The 20,237-nt window shown below is 46.8% G+C and carries 12 protein-coding genes and 1 pseudogene; 11 read left to right on the top strand and 2 right to left on the bottom strand.

The window, feature by feature from the left end:
• From L976_RS08230 to L976_RS08200, 7 genes and pseudogenes are all read left to right on the top strand, one after another.
• Positions 1 to 896, top strand: a pseudogene (locus tag L976_RS08230) (glycogen debranching protein GlgX); the annotation flags it as partial.
• Between the two features lie 2 nt (positions 897 to 898).
• Entirely contained in the window at positions 899 to 3,412 is a 2,514-nt protein-coding gene (locus L976_RS08225; protein WP_047535909.1) for a glycogen/starch/alpha-glucan phosphorylase, read from the top strand.
• 118 nt (positions 3,413 to 3,530) lie between these two features.
• A complete protein-coding gene (glgC, locus tag L976_RS08220) occupies positions 3,531 to 4,793 on the top strand; it encodes a glucose-1-phosphate adenylyltransferase (RefSeq protein WP_047535906.1) in 1,263 nt (420 codons plus the stop codon).
• Positions 4,794 to 4,860: 67 nt separating this feature from the next.
• Positions 4,861 to 6,450: a glycogen/starch synthase gene (locus L976_RS08215; RefSeq protein ID WP_047535902.1), complete on the top strand. Its 1,590-nt coding sequence runs from the start codon at positions 4,861 to 4,863 to the stop codon at positions 6,448 to 6,450.
• Positions 6,451 to 6,559: 109 nt separating this feature from the next.
• Entirely contained in the window at positions 6,560 to 9,583 is a 3,024-nt protein-coding gene (locus L976_RS08210) for an EAL domain-containing protein (RefSeq protein ID WP_047535899.1), read from the top strand.
• 201 nt (positions 9,584 to 9,784) lie between these two features.
• The gene (locus L976_RS08205) at positions 9,785 to 11,155 is read left to right on the top strand and encodes a DEAD/DEAH box helicase (RefSeq protein ID WP_047535896.1); all 1,371 of its coding nucleotides are present in this window, start codon (positions 9,785 to 9,787) and stop codon (positions 11,153 to 11,155) included.
• A 106-nt stretch (positions 11,156 to 11,261) separates the two neighbouring features.
• Complete coding sequence (locus L976_RS08200; RefSeq protein WP_047535893.1) at positions 11,262 to 12,365, top strand: CobW family GTP-binding protein; 1,104 nt, start codon at positions 11,262 to 11,264, stop codon at positions 12,363 to 12,365.
• Positions 12,366 to 12,375: 10 nt separating this feature from the next.
• On the opposite strand, the gene L976_RS08195 is transcribed toward L976_RS08200, so the two are convergent.
• Positions 12,376 to 13,152, bottom strand: a complete 777-nt coding sequence (locus L976_RS08195) for a substrate-binding periplasmic protein (protein ID WP_047535890.1) — start codon at positions 13,150 to 13,152, stop codon at positions 12,376 to 12,378.
• 342 nt (positions 13,153 to 13,494) lie between these two features.
• Between L976_RS08195 and L976_RS08190 the strand changes: the two genes are divergently transcribed.
• A complete protein-coding gene (locus tag L976_RS08190; RefSeq protein WP_047535887.1) occupies positions 13,495 to 14,016 on the top strand; it encodes a DUF3087 domain-containing protein in 522 nt (173 codons plus the stop codon).
• A 126-nt stretch (positions 14,017 to 14,142) separates the two neighbouring features.
• On the opposite strand, the gene L976_RS08185 is transcribed toward L976_RS08190, so the two are convergent.
• Positions 14,143 to 15,687 carry an MFS transporter gene (locus tag L976_RS08185; RefSeq protein WP_047535884.1) on the bottom strand — a complete coding sequence of 515 codons (1,545 nt, stop codon included), beginning with the start codon at positions 15,685 to 15,687 and terminating at the stop codon, positions 14,143 to 14,145.
• A 422-nt stretch (positions 15,688 to 16,109) separates the two neighbouring features.
• Here L976_RS08185 and L976_RS08180 point away from each other — a divergent pair, with 422 nt between their 5' ends.
• From L976_RS08180 to L976_RS08170, 3 genes are all read left to right on the top strand, one after another.
• Positions 16,110 to 17,456 carry an MATE family efflux transporter gene (locus L976_RS08180; RefSeq protein ID WP_047535881.1) on the top strand — a complete coding sequence of 449 codons (1,347 nt, stop codon included), beginning with the start codon at positions 16,110 to 16,112 and terminating at the stop codon, positions 17,454 to 17,456.
• Positions 17,457 to 17,685: 229 nt separating this feature from the next.
• On the top strand, positions 17,686 to 19,197 hold the full coding sequence (bdpA, locus tag L976_RS08175; RefSeq protein WP_037416051.1) for a BAR domain-like protein A BdpA: 1,512 nt from the start codon (positions 17,686 to 17,688) through the stop codon (positions 19,195 to 19,197).
• A 353-nt stretch (positions 19,198 to 19,550) separates the two neighbouring features.
• Positions 19,551 to 20,060: a hypothetical protein gene (locus tag L976_RS08170; RefSeq protein WP_047535877.1), complete on the top strand. Its 510-nt coding sequence runs from the start codon at positions 19,551 to 19,553 to the stop codon at positions 20,058 to 20,060.
• Positions 20,061 to 20,237 lie beyond the last annotated feature (177 nt).

Here is a 20,237-nt window from a genome sequence, read left to right as displayed (position 1 = left end):
GGGATTTCTTTGAGCATAGCGGCCGGCCTCCTGCCGCCAGTATCAACTTTTTAACCAGTCACGATGGTTTTACCCTCAAAGATTTAGTGAGTTATTGCGAGCGGCACAATTGGGCCAACGGTGAAGAAAACCGCGACGGCCACCATGAGAACTTCAGCTATCACTATGGGGTAGAAGGCGAAACTGACGACGCCACCATTCTTGCGCTGCGCGCCCGCCAGCAACGCAATCTATTGACCACATTATTCTTATCCCAAGGGGTGCCTATGTTACTCAGTGGTGATGAGGCGGGCCGCACCCAAGGCGGGAATAATAACGCCTATTGCCAAGATAACCCCTTGAATTGGTTCGATTGGTCAGCGGATGGCATGGATAGCTCATTGCTGAGTTTCACCTCACAGCTGATTGCCTTGCGTAAACGCTTCCCGCTGCTGTGCGCCAAACGTTTTATCCATGAGCAGCTAGTGGCCAATGCCTTCAATTGGTCACCTGAGGCATCTGCAATCCAAGCTGCAAGCCCTGTCTCAACCCGTGCGGGGGTGAGGCTGGATTGGTTTAGCCGTCAAGGTGAACCTATGAGCAAAAGCCTGTGGAGCGAGTCCATTGGGCGCAGTCTTAGTGTGGTGTTATCAGGCAATTTAACTGCCACTCAGCCGCAGACTCAGGGTGACAACCTTCAAGCACTGCTGTTGATGGTTAATGCTGATGAGCACCCTTTGGCCTTTACCCTGCCGGTTTTTGACGGTTTAGGACCGTGGCAATGCCTGCTGCATACCCAAACGGACCCACAATTTTTAACTCCCACTGAGCCGCTGGATGCTCAGTCCTCACCGACGCGGTACTTGCTACAGGATCGCAGTCTTATGCTGTTTCATGCTGATTTTATAAGGAATTAACTATGAGTCATAACAGTGAGCTGAGCCCAAATACCAGCGGCGTTACTCCCAAAAAACGTTCAACAAAGACGGTTGAAAGTAAGAGCAAAACAGCACCCGAACCCTGCGAGCCCTGTGATGCCTTACCCGCTTCTTTTACTCGCCATGTTCGCTATGGATTAAGCCGCGGCGAAGGGGCGCGTGGTGAATTATTTCAAGCGCTGGCTCTCAGCGTAAAAGAGCAAATGCTGGATGATTGGCGTGAGACGCGCATCAAAGATAGCTGTTACGACAACAAACAAGTGGCCTATTTGTCACTCGAGTTTTTAATGGGCAGGACACTGGGCAATGCCTTGTTAAACTTAGAGTTAGAGCAAGATAGCCGCGAGGCGTTAAGCCATTACTCTGTTTCACTCGAGGAGATAGAAGAGGCCGAACATGACGCGGGCTTAGGCAATGGTGGCCTTGGGCGGCTTGCAGCTTGTTTTCTCGATAGTTGCGCCAGCATGGACTTATCCGTGACTGGGTATGGCATTCGTTACGAATACGGCATGTTCGCCCAAAAGATAGTTGATGGTTATCAGGTTGAGCGCCCTGATCGCTGGTTACGTGAGGGCAACCCTTGGGAGGTGCGTGTTCCGCACCATAATGTGACGGTAAAGTTCTTTGGTCACACCGAATCCTATGTCGATAAACAAGGGCGCAGGCACATGATTTGGGTCGATACCCAAGATGTGCTCGCTGTTGCCTACGATATGCCTGTTCCTGGCTATCGCAATGGTCGCGTGAATAGCTTAAGACTCTGGAAGGCCGAAGCGACGGATGATTTTGACTTAGCAGAATTTAACCAAGGCGATTACACAGAGGCCGTGGCGCGTAAAAACCTCGCCGAGCAGATCACTATGGTGCTTTACCCCAACGATGCCAGCGAAAACGGTAAGGAGCTGCGGCTGCGTCAGCAATATTTTTTGTCTTCCGCTAGCTTACAGGCAATTTTAAAACGTTGGGTACATCACCATGGCAATGATTTCACTCATTTTGCTGAAAAAAATGTGATGCAATTGAATGACACCCACCCAAGTATTGCGGTTCCCGAGTTAATGCGGCTGCTGGTGGATGAATATGGTCTCGAATGGGATGCCGCTTGGTCGATCACCAGTCAAACCATTGCTTATACCAATCATACGCTGCTACCCGAGGCATTAGAGCGCTGGCCTGTGCGTATGATGGCATTGATGCTGCCGCGTATTTTAGAAATCATCTATGAAATCAACGCCAGATACCTCGATTTAGTTGCCCACCACTGGCCGGGGGATGGTGCCAAACTGGCCAGCATGTCGATTATTCAAGATGGCCCCGATCCCCATGTGCGCATGGCCTATTTAGCCATAGTGGCCAGCTTTTCGGTGAACGGTGTCGCTGGATTACATACCCAATTGTTAAAGTCGGGTCTGTTTAAGGATTTTTATAGCCTGTGGCCGGAGAAGTTTAACAATCGTACTAACGGGGTGACACCAAGACGTTGGTTAGCCCACTGCAATCCCGCGCTCGCCAAACTGTTAACCAACCATTTAGGCAAAGGTTGGGTGACGGACTTAAGCCAACTGACGGCGCTCAATGCCTTAACCCAAGATCCTAGCTTTATCCAAAAGTGGCGGGAGGTGAAGCAAGCCAACAAGGCGGTGCTGGCCAAGATGATTGCTAAGGAATGTGGCGTCGAGTTTGACCCTTCAATGCTGTTTGATGTGCAGGTCAAGCGGATCCACGAGTACAAGCGTCAGCTACTCAATATTCTGCATGTGATCCATCTCTACCATCAAATCCAGCAGGGGCATACAGAGCATCTGGTACCACGCTGTGTGCTGATCGGTGGCAAGGCTGCGCCCGGTTACTTTATGGCGAAGCTCATCATCAAACTCGCCAGTAATGTTGCCCATATGGTCAATTGCGATCCTGTGGTGGCGCCTTATCTGCGCTTTGCGTTTCTGCCCAATTACAACGTCAGTGCGATGGAAAAAATCTGCCCCGGCACCGATGTCTCCGAACAAATCTCCACCGCGGGTAAGGAGGCCTCTGGCACGGGCAATATGAAGTTTATGATGAACGGCGCACTCACCATAGGCACCTTAGATGGCGCCAATATCGAGATGCTCGAAGAGGTAGGCGAGGATAACTTCTTCCTCTTTGGCCTCAACGCCGATCAAGTGGCCCAAATGCGCTGTGATTACCAACCTCAGCGCATTATCGCCGAGTCCCACGCCTTATCCGAAGTCATGGCCTTACTGAAGAGCGGCCATTTTAACCTACTGGAACCGGGAATTTTCGACCCGATTATCGCCTCGATTGAAAGCGCGGACGACCAGTGGATGACTGCGGCGGATTTCGATAGTTATCGCCTCGCCCAAGAGGCTGTGGCTAAGGCTTATAAAGATCCGAAAAAGTGGACGCAAATGAGCATTCGCAACACGGCGGCCAGTGGTCGCTTCTCCAGTGATGTGACGATTGCAGGCTATCGGGATGAAATTTGGAAACTGTAAGGGAGTCGTTAATGAGCGAAGGAATACGCAGTTGTATGCAATCCTGCGGCCTTAGGGCGGCAGGGAAGAGTGGTTGTGAAGCAATCGGCACTGATGTGCTATTTGGGGAGTAGAGCCTATGTCTAATGTACGTTATATCAGTAATTTAACTCGTGAAACCTATGCATTGATTCTGGCTGGTGGCCGAGGCTCGCGTTTACATGAACTCACCGACTGGCGCGCTAAACCCGCGCTGTATTTCGGTGGCAAGTTTAGGATCATCGATTTTCCGCTGTCGAATTGCATCAACTCGGGGATCCGCCGTGTTGGGGTGGTGACCCAATATAAGTCGCACTCGTTAATTCGCCATGTGATGCGTGGTTGGGGCCACTTTAAAAAGGAATTAGGTGAGTCGGTGGAAATTCTGCCCGCCTCACAACGTTACTCTGAGAATTGGTATCAAGGCACGGCCGATGCGGTATTCCAAAATATCGACATCATCCGCCATGAGTTGCCTAAGTACGTGATGGTGCTCTCGGGTGACCATGTGTATCGCATGGATTATGCTGGCTTACTGGCCGCCCATGCCGAATCCGGCGCCGATATGACAGTCTCCTGCCTTGAGGTGCCCGTGGCCGAAGCAGCGGGCGCATTTGGGGTGATGGAAGTCGATGACGAGATGCGCATCCTAGGCTTTGAAGAAAAACCTAAATACCCTAAACATTCCCCAGGCAATCCAGAGAAGTGCCTCGCCTCGATGGGCAACTATGTGTTTAACACTGAGTTTTTGTTCGAACAGTTGAAGAAAGACGCGCAAAACGCCAATTCCGATCGGGATTTTGGCAAAGACATTATTCCCTCGATCATCGAAAAACATAAAGTGTTTGCCTATCCCTTTAAGAGCGCCTTCCCGAATGAGCAAGCCTATTGGCGCGATGTGGGCACCTTGGATTCTTTTTGGCAGGCCAATATGGAATTGCTATCGCCCACGCCTGCCTTAAACCTCTACGATGCCAAATGGCCGATTTGGACTTATCAGGAGCAATTACCTCCCGCTAAATTTGTGTTTGACGATGACGATAGACGCGGCATGGCGGTGGATTCCATTATTTCCGGCGGCTGTATTATCTCGGGCGCGACCGTGCGCCGCAGCGTGCTGTTTAACGAGGTGCGGGTTTGTTCCTACTCCGTGGTTGAGGATTCAGTCGTGCTGCCCGATGTGGTGGTGCTGCGCCACTGCAAGATTAAAAACGCCATCATCGATAGAGGTTGTATTATCCCCGAAGGCACAGTGATCGGTTATAACCACGACCATGATAGGGCAAAAGGCTTTAGGGTGTCCGAGAAAGGCATTACCTTAGTCACCCGCGATATGTTAGGACTGCCGGTGGGCTACGAGTAAGGCCAACCCATTAATTAGCTTGAAAATTAACCCTGTTGGAGTATGAAGTTAGGTGAAACGCATATTAATGGTCGCGGCCGAAAATGGGGCGCTGAAAGGGGCGAAAGTGGGCGGCATGGCGGATGTGATCCATGACTTGCCCCAAGCCCTCGTGGGTGTTGAGATCCAAGCCGATGTCATTATGCCAAGCTACGGATTTTTAACGGGCCTTGGGGCCAAACTTATCCATGAGTTTGAGGTGAGTTTTGCCGGGCGACAGGAGCCGATTAAGTTGTATTGGCTGGCGCACCCCAAGGTGCAGGGCGCCAATATTTACTTGCTCGAGCATGGGCTGTGGCAATCGAGCCCCGGGCAGATTTATAGCCAAGGCACAAGTGATCGCCCCTTTGCCGATGATGCGACTAAGTTTGCGCTGTTGTGTGCAAGCGTAGCCAAAGCCTTAGTGGTAGGGTTTGTGCCTATGCCTCAGCTTCTACATCTGCATGACTGGCACACGGGATGTTTAGCCATGCTGCGAGCGCTGGCGCCTGAGTATCAAGCGTTAAAAAGCATTGCATGTGTGTTTTCGATTCATAACCTTGCGCTGCAGGGCATTAGGCCGCTGAGCCATGATTCGTCAAGCTTTGCAGCTTGGTTTCCTCACTTATTTGCCCAGTTGGATGAGGGCCAACGCGCCCAGATTATCGACCCCCGTTATCCCCATTGCATTAATCCGATGCGGATGGGGATTAGGCTGGCGGATAAGGTGCATCTCGTCTCACCTACCTACGCGAAGGAAGTCTTGCTTCCCTCTCGCCCAGAGTTGGGCTTTTTCGGTGGAGAAGGGCTTGAGGCCGATTTGCAACATAAAGCTGATCAAGGTCGAGTACTGGGGATTTTAAACGGTTGCGAATACCCAGAGGCTTTAGCTCAAACCTCCCTCGAACGTATGGAATTAACGGATTTTACTAAGCTACTGAGTTGCATCGAGTCAGCTTTAGCCCTGTGGCAGGGTGGGCGAACTCAGGTGAGTGGCGTCGATATGATTGCTTTTACGCGGCTGCAAGCCCTGTGGCGCCAAGCCTCTGTGGGGGAGTTCCCGAACTTTCTGTTGACGTCTGTTGGTCGGCTTACCGATCAAAAAGTATTGATCCTGCGCCATATTTTACCTTCTGGCTTATCGGTATTAGAGACATTACTGCAACAGTTGCAGCTGACGCAGCCCAAGGCGCTATTTGTGCTGCTTGGCAGCGGCGACCCAGAGATAGGGCTGTTTTTTCAAACCCTTGCGGCTAAGTATGCCCATTTTGTATTTCTGCAGGGATACCATGAGGAACTCTCCCAGTGTCTTTATCAAGTGGGTGATTTGTTCCTGATGCCGAGTTCTTTTGAGCCCTGTGGTATTAGCCAAATGCTCGCCATGCGTAGCGGTCAGCCTTGCTTAGTACATGGCGTGGGCGGATTAAGGGATACGGTCGAGGACAATGTCGATGGTTTTGTGTTTTATGGCGAAGATATCAAAAGCCAGGGCGAGGCTATGCTGGCAAAGCTGGCTGAAGCACTCGATAAATTTAATACGCGTGATTGGACGCAATTAAAACGCAAGGCGAAAGCGCGGCGCTTCGATTGGCATAGCATCGCCTTTGATTACAAGAAACAACTTTACAACATTTTGTGAATTACCCCATGTAATTAGATCATGATTTGTAAGCAATTCTGCTACACTTTTGGGGGAGAGTTTTCGTAAGATAGACCATTTCCTCATTTTTGGAGTTGCTTCCACATCCATGGATAAAAGCATTTTCTTACCCTTAGTACAAAATGCAGCGTTACTGCTCGCCTTAGTGTTTTTGTACGATGCGATTCCTAAAAAGCATCAGCGGCAGTATTTTTTACTATGGCGACTGGGGATTGGCTTATTTATCGGTGGCATTGGTGTCGCGATTATGAGCACCCCATGGATGTACGAACCCGGTATTATCTTCGATACCCGCTCTGTAATCTTGTGTGTTTCGGGCCTGTTTTTTGGTGGTTTGCCGACGGCGATTGCCGTTGTTATCACTTCGCTGTACCGACTCAGTATTGGCGGTGTCGCCATGTGGGTTGGCGTTGGCGTAATTATCAGTTCCGGTCTTATCGGTGTGATATGGCGGCATTATCGTAAGTCCTATCTTGCCAATATTTCCGGTAAAGAAGTCTTTGGTTTTGCTTTTTTAGTGCATTTAGTGATGTTGTCATGGTTTTTTCTGCTGCCTAACCAGCTTGCATTGCCCGTATTGTCGAAAATCGCCTTACCAATATTATTGATTTATCCCCTTGCTACCTGGCTGCTAAGTCTTTTGCTATCTCGCCGTTTTGAGCTAGAGCGGGACGAGCAAATTCGCCTGCAAGATGATTTTTTATTCCGCAGCCAATTTAACGTCGGCAATATTGGGATTGCCATTACTGGCGTCGATCAAAAGTGGATCAAGGTGAATCCAAGGTTATGCCAGATGCTTAAATACTCAGAGGATGAGTTGCTGCATATGACTTGGAAGCAGCTTACTCACCCCGGTGATGTTGAAGCTGATCTATTAAAGTTTGAGCTAATGCTTGAAGGCAAAATCGATAATTACGAATTAGATAAACGCTTTATTGCCAAGGATAACTCGATTGTTTACACCCATATGACAGTAGCCTGTAAGCGCGCAAATCATCAGGTATTATTAGTGATTGCAGGCTTTTTGGATGTCACGGCGCAAACATTAGCTGACATGGAGGTGCTCGCCAGTCGTGAGCAACTTGAGTTGGTACTGAGCAGTAGCGATCTTGGGGTATGGGACTGGGATATTCGTAATGACCATATCGAGCGAAACGCCCGCAGTGCCGATATTTTAGGTTGCGATATCGATATGCTCAATGCCAATAGTCGCCAATGGATGGACTCGATAGTGGCTGAGGATAGGCCCAAAGTATTGCATTCTATCGAGGCCCATATTCGTGGCGAAACGCCGCAACATAAGATGGAATATCGCTTAAAAACCCTTAACCGCGACATCCGCTGGATTTTAGATACCGGTAAAGTGGTGAGCCGTGATGCCAATAACAATGCGCTCAGAATGTGCGGTACTTATACCGATATCACCGATGCTAAGTTGATTGAAGAGTCTTTAAAACTCTCTGCATTAGTCTATAACAATAGCTCCGAAGCCATGAGTGTACTCGATGAAAACGGAGTGATTATTACCGTAAACGCCGCATTTACCGATATCACTGGCTATAGCGAGTCTGAAATTCGTGGACAGCATATTCGTATGATGTATTGCGACCTTAATGATCACGATTTTTATCAGCGCATGAATAATGACATTCGCGAAAAAGGCGAGTGGCAGGGTGAAATGCGCCAACGGCGTAAGAATAATGAAGAGTATGTCATTTGGCTAACCATTAATACGATTAATAATGCCGAGGGTTTGCCTTATCGTCGTGTTGCGCTTTTTTCTGATATTACCGATAAAAAACAAAGTGAACATTTAATCTGGAAACAAGCCAACTACGATACCTTGACTGGCCTGCCTAATCGACGCATGTTGCTCGAATATTTAAGTGCCGAAATCAAGAATGCTGACCGTAATCGCAATCACTTTGCGCTGATGTTCCTCGATCTCGATTACTTTAAAGAGGTTAACGATACCTTAGGTCACGCCATGGGGGATCAATTACTGATCGAAACCGCCAGTCGCTTAAAATCCTGTGTGCGGGATGCCGATGTGGTGGCGCGACTTGGCGGTGATGAGTTTACCGTAGTATTAAGTGCTATGGCTGATCATAAGGGGATTGAGCGAGTTGCCGAACATATTTTAAGGCGTATTGCCGAGCCCTATCTGCTCGGTGAAGAAACTGCTTATATTAGCGCCAGTATTGGTATCACGCTTTACCCCGATGATTCGACTAGTATTGAAGGTTTACTTAAACATGCGGATCAGGCTATGTATGCGGCAAAAGATCAAGGCCGCAATCGGTTTAACTATTTCACGCCATCGATGCAGGAATACGCTAAGTACCGCATGCGATTAATTCACGATCTCCGTCAAGCCGTGCTGAATAAAGAATTTGAACTGCATTATCAACCGATAGTAGCGATGGCGACAGGGGAAGTGGCTAAGGCAGAAGCCTTATTGCGCTGGTTCCATCCGGAGCGCGGCTCTGTATCGCCAGCAGAATTTATTCCCGTTGCTGAAGATACAGGGCTGATTGTTGAAATCGGTAACTGGGTATTTGAACAAGCAGCACGTCAAAGCGCCCAATGGCGCAAGACGTTGGGCGTGGAAATTCAGATCAGTGTTAACAAATCGCCTATACAGTTCCGTGATGAGGGCACTCTGTTACACAATTGGCTTGAATTACTGCAGCAGTTAGATGTCACTGGTACTGGCGTTTGTGTGGAAATTACCGAGGGGCTATTGCTTGATGCTAGCATGGGCGTGACCGAAAAATTGTTAGCCTATCGGGATGCGGGCGTGCAAGTTTCCTTAGATGACTTTGGTACCGGGTATTCATCACTGGCCTATTTGAAGAAATTCGATATCGACTATTTGAAAATAGATCAATCATTTACCCGTCATATTGATACGGATGAAAATGACCACACCTTGTGTGAAGCCATCATTGTGATGGCCCATAAATTGGGCATGAAAGTCATCGCCGAAGGGGTTGAAACCGAGGCGCAGCGGCAGGTGTTGCTCAATGCAGGCTGCGACTATGGCCAAGGTTATTTATTCTCTAAACCCGTCAGTGCCAGTGAGTTTGCCAGCAAGTATTTGCTGACATAAACACCTAGGCGAGAAAGGTTTATCAGGCGTGCGACGTTTTGCCTATAAATCCGCCGCGAATTTTGCTAGACTCCGCGGCCCCATTTAAGGGCATGATGCAGAAAATTAATAATGTTGAAGAGTACAACAAGTCATCTCTTCGATTCGTCTCTTTTTTGCTGCGCATTGAGCAATTCCACCGACTAACACCTAAGAGTTCCTATGAAATTTGACACACTCGGCTTATCTTCACCTATTTTGAATGCGATAACTGAGTGTGGCTATCAGCAACTCACTCAAGTGCAACAACAGGTTATTCCTCTCGCCTTAACGGGGAAGGATATTATGGCCTGTGCTCAGACTGGAACAGGTAAAACGGCTTCCTTCGCCTTGCCCGTGCTTGAGCAACTTGCTGCCCAACCTGCCGATAAACCCTTGCTGCGCGCCTTAGTGATGACGCCAACCCGTGAGTTGGCAATTCAAGTTTGTGCGAATATTCAAAAATATAGCCAGTTTTTGCCCCTTAAAACCTTAGCGGTTTATGGCGGTGCGAATATGAATCCGCAGCGTAAAGGAGTCGAGCAGGGCGTCGATATCCTCGTCGCAACGCCAGGGCGACTATTCGATATTATTGGCCAGTTCAATTTAGACCTGTCCAGTGTAACGACCTTAGTGATCGACGAAGCGGATCGTATGCTCGATTTAGGCTTTGTACGCGACATTGAAAAGGTGAAGCGCCTTATTGCCCCAGTACATCAAACGATGTTGTTTTCAGCCACCTATAGCGATGCGGTGAAGCAACTCTCCCATAAGATGCTCAATCAACCTGAATGGGTTAATGTTGCCGAAAATACCACGGCATCGACCGTAGAACAGTTAGTGTATCGGGTCGATAAGCGCCGCAAAGCAGAGTTATTATCTGAGCTGGTGGGGCGCAATAATTGGCGCCAAGTGTTGGTGTTCGCCAGTACTAAGGAATGCGCTGAGCATTTATTGCAGGAGTTAACACTCGATGGGATCAGCGCGGGCGTGTTTCATGGGGATAAAACCCAAGGGGCGCGTAATCGTGTGCTCGATGATTTTAAAGCCGGAAAACTGCGCGTGTTGGTGGCAACCGATGTGGCGGCCCGCGGGCTTGATATTCAGGCGCTGCCCTTAGTGATAAACCTAGAGTTGCCTTTCCTCGCGGAAGATTATGTCCATCGTATTGGCCGCACTGGCCGTGCGGGCCTGTCAGGTCGAGCGATTTCATTTGTCAGCCCAGCAGATGATGAAATGCTCGCAGAAATTGAAGCTTTAATTGGCCAGCAACTCCCTGTCACTGTGCAGCCTGGTTACGAGGAGGGCACGCCACTGCCTGCACGTTACCGCGATGCTCCCGCGGCAACCACTAAAACTAAATGGAGTTATAAAGCACCAAAAGATCGCACTATTGGCAAAGTCAGTGCTGTTGGAAAGTCGAGTGAGAGCCAAGCTAGAGCAAGAAAATCTCCTACCCGCGAGGGTAAGTATTCAAAAGATAAGGCGAAATTTAGCCCATTTCAAACTCAGCGTTCTGGTGGTAAGCCGCAGGGCGGCAATAAAGTAAAATAGCGCAGTACGCAGCGCGCCCAAGGCGCGCTTTTTGTTGAGCTTTAACTAGAATATCCCTACACTCGAATGCCCCTAAACGTTGCCCGTTACCCTGCGAGTGTTGTCCATGATCGTCAAAGCCATTCCCACCAATATCATCACAGGTTTTTTAGGTGTCGGTAAAACAACGCTTATAAAACAACTTTTGAAGACTAAACCTGAGGGCGAAACTTGGGCGATATTAGTCAATGAATTTGGTGAAGTCGGTATCGATGCGGGCCTCTTAGAGGCAAACAACAGTGGCGTGCAGATTCGTGAAGTTGCCGGGGGCTGCATGTGCTGCGCGGCGGGCGTACCCACGCAAGTGGCAATCAATCAACTGATCGCCCGTGCTAAGCCTGATCGCTTGCTGATTGAACCTACGGGACTTGGGCACCCTAATGAAATTATTAAAGTCCTCAGTGCGCCCCATTATCAACATGTTATCCGCCTTCAAAGCACTTTATGCCTAATCGATGCCCGTAAATTAATGGATGAACGCTACCGCGGACATGACAATTTTGTGCAGCAGTTGCAAGTAGCAGATGTGATTGTTGCGACCAAAACCGATTTGTATCCTGAGTTTGAGGCATTGCAGGGCAGGCAATTAGCTCAGGAATTAACTCGTTATCTCAATGCCTTACAACTCGATAATACGCCAGTGGTGGAGCATAGTTTGCCTCAAGGCTTATCGGCTCAATTACTTGAGCTCCTTAAGCAACCACGCCGTGATTTACCTAAACCGGCCATTAACCTAGCCGCTAGCATTAACGCATTGAGCCAATCTCGGAGTGTGTTGCGTAACACTGCCGACACTTTGGGTTTGCAGGGGCTGTTTACCGGAGAGGCAAGCGAGCAGGTCTACCAGTTTGATGCGCGTGGCATAGTACGTAAGCAAAATCAGGGGGAGGGCTGTTTTAGCTGCGGCTGGGTATTTGAACCTATGCAAGAGTTTGATTTTGATAAATTAATGCAATTTATTACCCTCCAGACCCAAACAAGTCCTACTTTACTGCGTTTAAAAGCGGTGATGATTACCAGCGATGGTATTGCAGGGATCAATTGGAGCAGTGGGGATATGACTGTCACTGAACTAGATGATTGTGTTGATTCTCGGCTCGAAATGATTGCAACCCAAGAGCTGGATTGGGACCACATTGAACTGGCCTTAATGGAATGTTTAGCCAGTTAATTGAAGGGGATTAATCGGTGAGCATTGAGGTCGGAATGGTAACGCCACGTATTTTTGCCAGTGTAGCCAATTCGCCTGTCTCAACCATATGTTGCATAAATAGATCGAAACGTTGTTGAAGTGGTTGAAATTTTACGTCTTTTGGAAAGGCCATAAAGCCATCTTGGATATCAATTCTGGGCATTATAGGGGTGATTGCCTGTGGAATTTTGATTTGCGCGAGCACCGCTTGAGTATTGCGTATGTTGGTGGCAAGCAAATCGAGATCGCCACGGGATAAGCGTTCAATACCACTTTTGAGATCTGCAAATTCATTAATTGTGAGCGTTTTGGTGCGTTCGTTAAACAAATAGCCGTAACTCCAGCCTTGCATTTTGCCAATTCTTAATCCATGGATACTGGCATAACTACCATCCCAAGGCGTGGGATGATTGACTCTGGCATAAAAAACGATTTCATCGCGATAAAAGGGTTGGGCCGAGAAGGCTAAGTGCTTTTGCCGTTCTTCCGAAAAATAGGGGCCAATTAAAATATCTGCTTGGCCACGCTCAACCATAGATTGCGCTCGGCGCCAAGGCGCTATTTGATAATGAATGGTCACTTTTTGTTGCTGGGCAAAACGATTAAGTATATCTACCCCTAAACCGATGTATTCGCCGTCCGGTTTTTGTTCAAAAATTTGGCTAAAACGAGTCCCTACAGCAAAGAGCTCCTCTGCTTTTATAGGGGCGACTAAGCAAATGAGGGTGAGCAAAACTAACCTTCGCAAGGTGTTCTTTAATGCCATTTCATTCCTGTGATGGTTGCTTCATTCCAAGTGGAATGTGGTGCAAGTAAGGGGAGTTTGTTAAATAAATCGTTACGTACTTTGAATATCAGCAAATTGTACACTGATTTAGATCCCTATCTGCACGTACCTGTCATCAATGCGGATAACCGTGCCTCAATAACCGGAAGATAACTAAATAAAAAGATTGGTAATTTTATAATATAAATCCTTAACCATATTTGTTTCAAATTGTATCCTTTGTGGTTGGTGTGATGGCGGAAGACTTATATTATTCAGGCAAGCTCAAGCAAACTGGGTTATGCTGCGCCGCCAATGCGTATTTTGATTAAAAGAGAACCCATGAAGTTACAGCAAATTGATAAATCCCTTTATCGTAGCAATATGAACCTGTTTATGGTGGCCTTAGTGTTGGCCTTGATCGTTTGCTCCCTTGGCTTTGGGGCTGGATTAATTGCGCTCTTTGGCGTTGAGGCTTTACCCGGTGAGCCTACAGGAAATTTCCACTGGAATTTACTCGGGGTGATTTTGGCGGTATTACTTTGTAGTGCCATTGTCTATCAGCTAAAAACTCAGCCCTTTTTTAAAGAGATTTATTATGTGTGGCAGTTAAAACAACTGCAAAATCACATTTATCGCAAGCTGGCTAAAGTCAAAGCAGCTGCGGCGAACAATGATATAAATGCGTTGATTACATTGCTATTTTACTTCACCAGTTTACGCCAGGTGTATTTGCTGGATGATAATACCTTGACCTTATCAGCGGTTGATAAGGAGCTTGCACAGTTACAGGCACAATGCGACGTTTTAGGATTAGCGCTATCGGCTGAACAATTTGAGGTCGAACTGTTAGCGGGTTTTTAAGGCTAGATTTAATGACTAGATTTAATGACTTAGTCGCGTATCAAGGCCGTTAATTAAAAAGTGAGTGCATGCACACTCACTTTTTAATTGGAATCGATTAGCGGCTTAGATAACGCAGTTAAGGTATTAGTTCGCTGCCTGCTGCGCACGTTGCAGCGTCAGTAACCACTTACCATAGATATAAATCCCCACAGCCGAAATGGTGCCGATCGCGGCGATAATATACCAAGCCATACCGATATTGTGGCTGTGGTAGAGCAGCTGAGTCAGATCATGGGCGTTTTCGCCAGTAAAGCTGACTAAGGTGGTAAAGGCTTCCCCCTGCGGGATGGCATTCACATCCGTTGCGCTCATGCCGCGCTCGAGTAATAAGTCGCGTGAGAACAACTCTTTCGAGGCGAAAATTTCATAGAGTTTTGGGCCAAAATAACCTTCTAAGCCCCAGCCAATCCCTTGAGGTAGCATCACAAAGCCAAGGTACATGGCTTTTTTACCTTCGGGGGCAATGTTACCCATAAATTCGTTTTTCTTTGGGCTAATCATCATTTCGCCAATCGAAAACATGGCGATGGCGAGCACAATAAACCAAGCCGCATGGAAGGCACCGATAAACACAAAGGCTAAAATACTGAGTAAACAGCCAATCAACATGGCAGTAGTTATGCGGTATTTGGCGGTCAGGGCGGCAATTAAAAAGCAGCTCGTCATAATCAAGCCGGCGTTGAGGTTAAGCATGCCCTCAGGCATCACTTTCGTGCCTTCATTATTTAATCCGAGCCAGAATTGTAAAATACCGTTGCTGGTGCCTTCATTACCAAAGAGCGAAGTGACAATCACACTGGTATCGACCCACTCGGAAATATGAATCGGTAGTACATCAAACAGCGCATTAAACAAGAACCAAAAACCTGAAAATACCAGCATGTAATAGATTACAATTGGCTTTTTAAGCTCATGCCAAGCGTCGCGCCATAGGGACTCTTGTTTGACTTCACCTGATTTAATTTGCTGATTACGGATGAGGCGCTCGGCTTTTCCTGGCTCGGTATATGTCAATAAAAACAGGAAGTTTAGTGAGATAATCGCAGCGCAGGCATAAAACACATTATCCCAAGAAAGTTGACGCATATGCACGGCAACCAATGGACCTAAGAAGCCACCGATATTCACGACTTGGTAAAATATCCCCCAAGCCATGGAGGTGTTATTGCGATTGGTGGAGAGCACTAAGGTGCCTTGAATACCGGGTTTAAAGATACCCGTGCCGATGGCGAGTAGCAGTGCCCCCGATAAAAAGCCCCAAAAGGTAGGGAAGAACGCCATAGTCAGGTAGCCCATGATTTTAATCACGGTCGAGCCGAAAATGGTTTCCTTGTAGCCGACCCGGTCGGAAATCCCACCAGTAAAGACGGGTACAAATGTTTGCATAATCGCCCAGAGCGAAATAATAATGCCATAGTCGCTGAGGCTGATCCCCAGACCGCCAGCCGATTCAGGCGCTTTGGCGTATAAGCCAGCACTGGCTTTGACACCGTAATAGGCGATTCGCTCGACCAGCTCCATGCCGCCCACTAACCAAAAAATATAACTTAGGCTAGTGATGGAGGCCCACATACCTAACTGTTTGACTTCGCGCAGATCATTCTCTGCATTTGGACTATTGTGACTCATGTCCTTCCCTTTATTATTGTTATTGACTTTAATTTCACTAATTCATTATTAATTAAATGGTTAGCTAAATTGCAGAGACAAATAATGCCTCGATAATTAACTCATTTCGGGCAATATAAACCTACACTTTACCTAATTAAGGGGTAAATACCAAAAAAGTAGTGAAAAATGATGAGTTTCGCCACATCTGTTATTGAGTAGTGTTTTATTTGTCGTGATGGGTTGGTAAAAGTGTGCCATTAGTAAGATATTGTGTAGATTAGTTTTTGTTATAAATTTATCCTGCTAATCGGGTTTGGTATTAAAGTAAAATTTAGGTACAATCCATTGCCGCATTTTTGTTCATCATTCTATTTATCTAAGTGAATACCGCTAGAACAATCTGAGTGCGCACCCTGCCTTTATTTTTGTGAGATTTGGTTATGACTGCTGTTTCCCATAGCGCAACGGATCAACGCCTGCTGCAAGAGCCGATTTCGAAGCTTTTCTGGCGCTATACCATTCCAACAATCGCCTCCATGCTGGTGACTGGGGTATATGTCACCATTGATGGTATCTTCGTCGGACATTATCTCGGTGAAACCGGGCTTGCTGGCATGATGCTGGCTTATCCCGTGGGCGCGATTCTCTACGCCGTCGGTGCCATGATTGGCATGGGCAGCGCCGCGTTAGTCTCGATTAACTTGGGGCAAGGCAATGTCGCCAAGGCGCGTAAATTGCTCGGCAACGCCTTTAGCTTGTGTTTACTGGCAGGGGCATTTTTTGCCTTAATCGGCGGGATTTTTTCGCGAGATATTTTAATCGCCCTCGGCGCTGAGGGAGAAATACTCGAAAATGCTAATGAATACCTGTTTTGGTATTTTGCCTTATGTCATTTCCCTATTATCTCAATGACATTTACCACCTTGCTGCGTAACGATGGTCGCCCCTCCATGGTGACCTTTGTGCTGATCTTAGGTGGCGTGCTGAACACCTTTTTAGATTGGCTGTTTATTGTGGTGTTTCCCTTCGGTTTAGCAGGGGCGGCGATTGCCACCATGTTGTCGCAGGCTGTGACTGGCTTGCTCTGCCTGCAGCATTTTTTTGGGGCGTGCACTCAGCTCAAAATCAACCTAGAGCAGATGAAGCTTAAGCTTGATAACTGCATCAACATCGCCCGTGTTGGTTTGCCAAGCTTTTTAATGAATCTGTATCTGTCGATTGTATTGACTCTGCATAACACCGCATTTTTATGGGTTGGTGGCCCTTTGCATGTGGCAGCATACGGGGTGGTCAGTTATACCGAAGCGTTTTTCTACCTGATTTTTGAGGGGATTGCCCTCGGTACTCAGCCGATTTATAGCTTTAATGCGGGAGCAGGGCGCTTCGATAGGGTTAAACAGGCACGCAATATTGCCTTTGGCATGACCTTACTCACCGCCGCACTTGGCTTACTGTTGATTTATTCCCGCCCTGAATGGTTGGTGTACCTGTTTGCCGGTGATAACCCAAGCCTTACGCCCGTCGCGATTGAAGGCATGCGATGGTATTTCTGGGGCTTGCCGATGGAAGGCCTCATTTTAGTGGGGGCGAGCTTCTTCCAAGCGATTAATTGTTCGAAACAAGCATCGATTCTAACTGGCGCAAAACTCATACTGATTGCTGCGATTATCTACTGTTTTGCTTGGGCTTTTGGCGTGATCGGTGTGTGGATATCGCTCGCGACCTGTAGCACGCTATTGGTCATTTGGATGTTCATTGCCATGCAGCGGCTTAAGATTAAAGCCTAATTTTTGTTTAGTTATTATCTTAGTCTTGAAACCGACTTAATACTGGCGTGTCGGCATGGGCTCTGATACATTTCGCTGGTTTAAACCCTGCTTAAAATGAGCTCAGTCTGTAGTATGAGTGTTGTCGATAAAATACCGTTACCGACTGACAGTAATGCAGGTGGATAGGATAAATTCTGGGCCACTTTGTCTGGCTTTTCGTTTGTTATTTAAGTTTTAAGAGGCTCTTATGCGCACCGCTGCAGTCATCTCTATGCTGTTGTTTGGCGTGTTAACCAGTGTTAACGCCAGCGCCAAGGATAATGAGTTAGTGTTTGCTAGCGATTTTGAGGGTAACCGCTTATCACAACCTTGGTCTTGGATCATGGGGTGCCAATTTGAGGGTGCTGAGCCCCATAGTGGCGAGAGTGCGTTGTTATGTGCAGAAGGCAATAGCAGTATTGTCAGTAAATACCCTGTATCGGAAGCGGGTCTATTAGAGTTTTGGGTAAAAACTCAAAATATCCAAACCCAATATCGGATTAATGTGCTCACATCGCCAGTATTAAAACTGGATGCCCAGTGGCAGCATGTGGCGCTTATCGATGTTACTCCTGGCACAAATGAATATTTAGCCCATCGGGTGTCGATTGACGATCCGAGTCGTCAATATGTTCGCCTCGATATTGAAGCGATTAATGGCCCTATCAGTTTGGATGATTTAACCCTCGATAAAATTCGCTTAGATATTGCCCTGCAAAAAAACGAGCAAAAAATTATCGGCGGCATTTTAGATAAACTTAAAGAAGACAAAAACTACGAGGTTCAGGCCGAATCCTTTAGAACGCTGGGGAAAAACTACGCCGCCCAGCTCGAAAGCCAAAGACAATACCTTGAGTATTCGAATGCGATTTATTCCAGTATCACCTTTGTACTGGCGACCTCTGAGCGCAATAAAATGTCTAACCCTTTGGGTTATAACACCTTTAGGTCGGTGTTAACTGACGCTAAGCGGATTGCGTCGCCGATTCAACAGGCGCGTTTAGGCTCTATGGTCAAGCCCTTTGGTGACTTAGCAACCGCCACCTTAAATGTAGTGAGTGCTGGCGCCTACTCAGCCTTTGCTGAACCTTTTAAATCCTTCCTTGCGGCCACCTTTGACCGCTCAAACTATGACAACAGCGACTTAAGTCGCAGTGATAAAAAGTTTGCCGAGGAAAACGGCCTTAAGATTTATCAACAGGCCGAGCGCTTTATGTCTGAAATCGAAAAAGAGTTGCAACAGGTGACCGCACTCGATAATGATTTAGTCAGTATGCAGAAGAACTTAGATAATTTCCGCAAGGATTTAGACAAACATCTGCGTAGCTATCTGCAACACGCCAGCATTGCCCGTACGCCCGAAAATTACAGTAAGGTGATGAGTAAAGATGAGCAGACTCGGGCGCAAATCATGGCTGAAGTGAATGCCAATATCAGTGCCAAAGCCGAAGCCTTACTTGCCTCTAATAGTAATGCTGAACTGGTACAGTACATGATTAAAACGACTGAAAAAATGGATGAGTTTCAGGAGTTTAAAGAACGTTTTAATCAAATTACTTCAGCGATGTTAACCTTCTATGACCGCTTTGAGCGCTCGATTGCCGCCGAGCAAAATCCCTTTACCGATCCAAGCGATAGGGCGGTATGGGAACAACATGCTCAAAGTGCACGCAATTATATTCGCCAGTCGAAGGAAGCCTTTACGAAAGCCTTTATGTAGCAGGTTGTTGTAGAAACATCGATTGAGCTTTTTCATCAAAATGGCGGAGAAACAATTGTTCTCTGCCATTTTTTATATACGCAATTTACCCAACCGATCGTTTAATAAACCATTTTAATCTGAGCGTGTTGTAGGCAAACCGAAAGTACATTATGTTGTTGATTTAAAATCGCCAGTTGTTTGATTATCTCAGTGATGGAGTCGTTGAGATGGAGTTTCAGACAATCCCAATTATACGGGTTTTTGATGAATGCTCAGATTTGTGATAATCACATTTTATCGCCAGCAGAAGGTGCGGGTGATAACGTCAACCAACTACGGTGCTTTTCGATCTGAATCTAGGCGTTAATTATATGAATATTAAACGCACATTTTTTTATTATGAAAGAAACAGAAAACAACAAGCCAAAATGCTCGCTTTTAATATGCTTTTTTTGCCCGTTATCCTTTGGCTTATTTTGATATTCATTCCAAAAAGTGATCCTTTTTATAACGAATTTTTATTTTACGTAAAATATATTGTTGTGGTTTCTGAGCTTGCTCTGTTATCGCTAACAGCATGGTTGCTTACTCATCCTGCTAAATTTTATATCAAGCTGACAAACTCCGAGTTCAGCTCATTTCACCCTACTTTTAAAGAATGGACGTTCAGTGTCAATCCGCAAGACATTATTGAAATTGAGCACAGCACAGATATAGGATCAAACGCTAGCCTTATTTTAGTGAAAATGAATAATGGTTCATCAGTTTTATTGAGCCCTAACTATCCATATAAGCGAAGCGAACTATACGATGCATTGCGGTTAGTTAACCCAAATATAAAAACGCCCAACAACACTTGGTTGTTCCCTTATAAAAAGTAAAAAATCAATTATTGACTGGCCAATCTCTAAAATGGGATGTCATGTCCTGCAACTCACTGTAACCTTGCTTAACCAAACCAATTACTGCTCATTGGTTTTATTGGGTGGGTTAATATGTCTTAAATACACCAATATTTTAATGAGTTAGCTCAATTTCATGTCTCAGCTTTAGCTCGT

It is taken from the genome of Shewanella sp. ZOR0012 (assembly GCF_000798835.1).
In the GTDB taxonomy this organism is placed as follows: Bacteria; Pseudomonadota; Gammaproteobacteria; order Enterobacterales; family Shewanellaceae; genus Shewanella; species Shewanella xiamenensis.
This window is presented reverse-complemented; position numbering and strand designations above follow the sequence as displayed.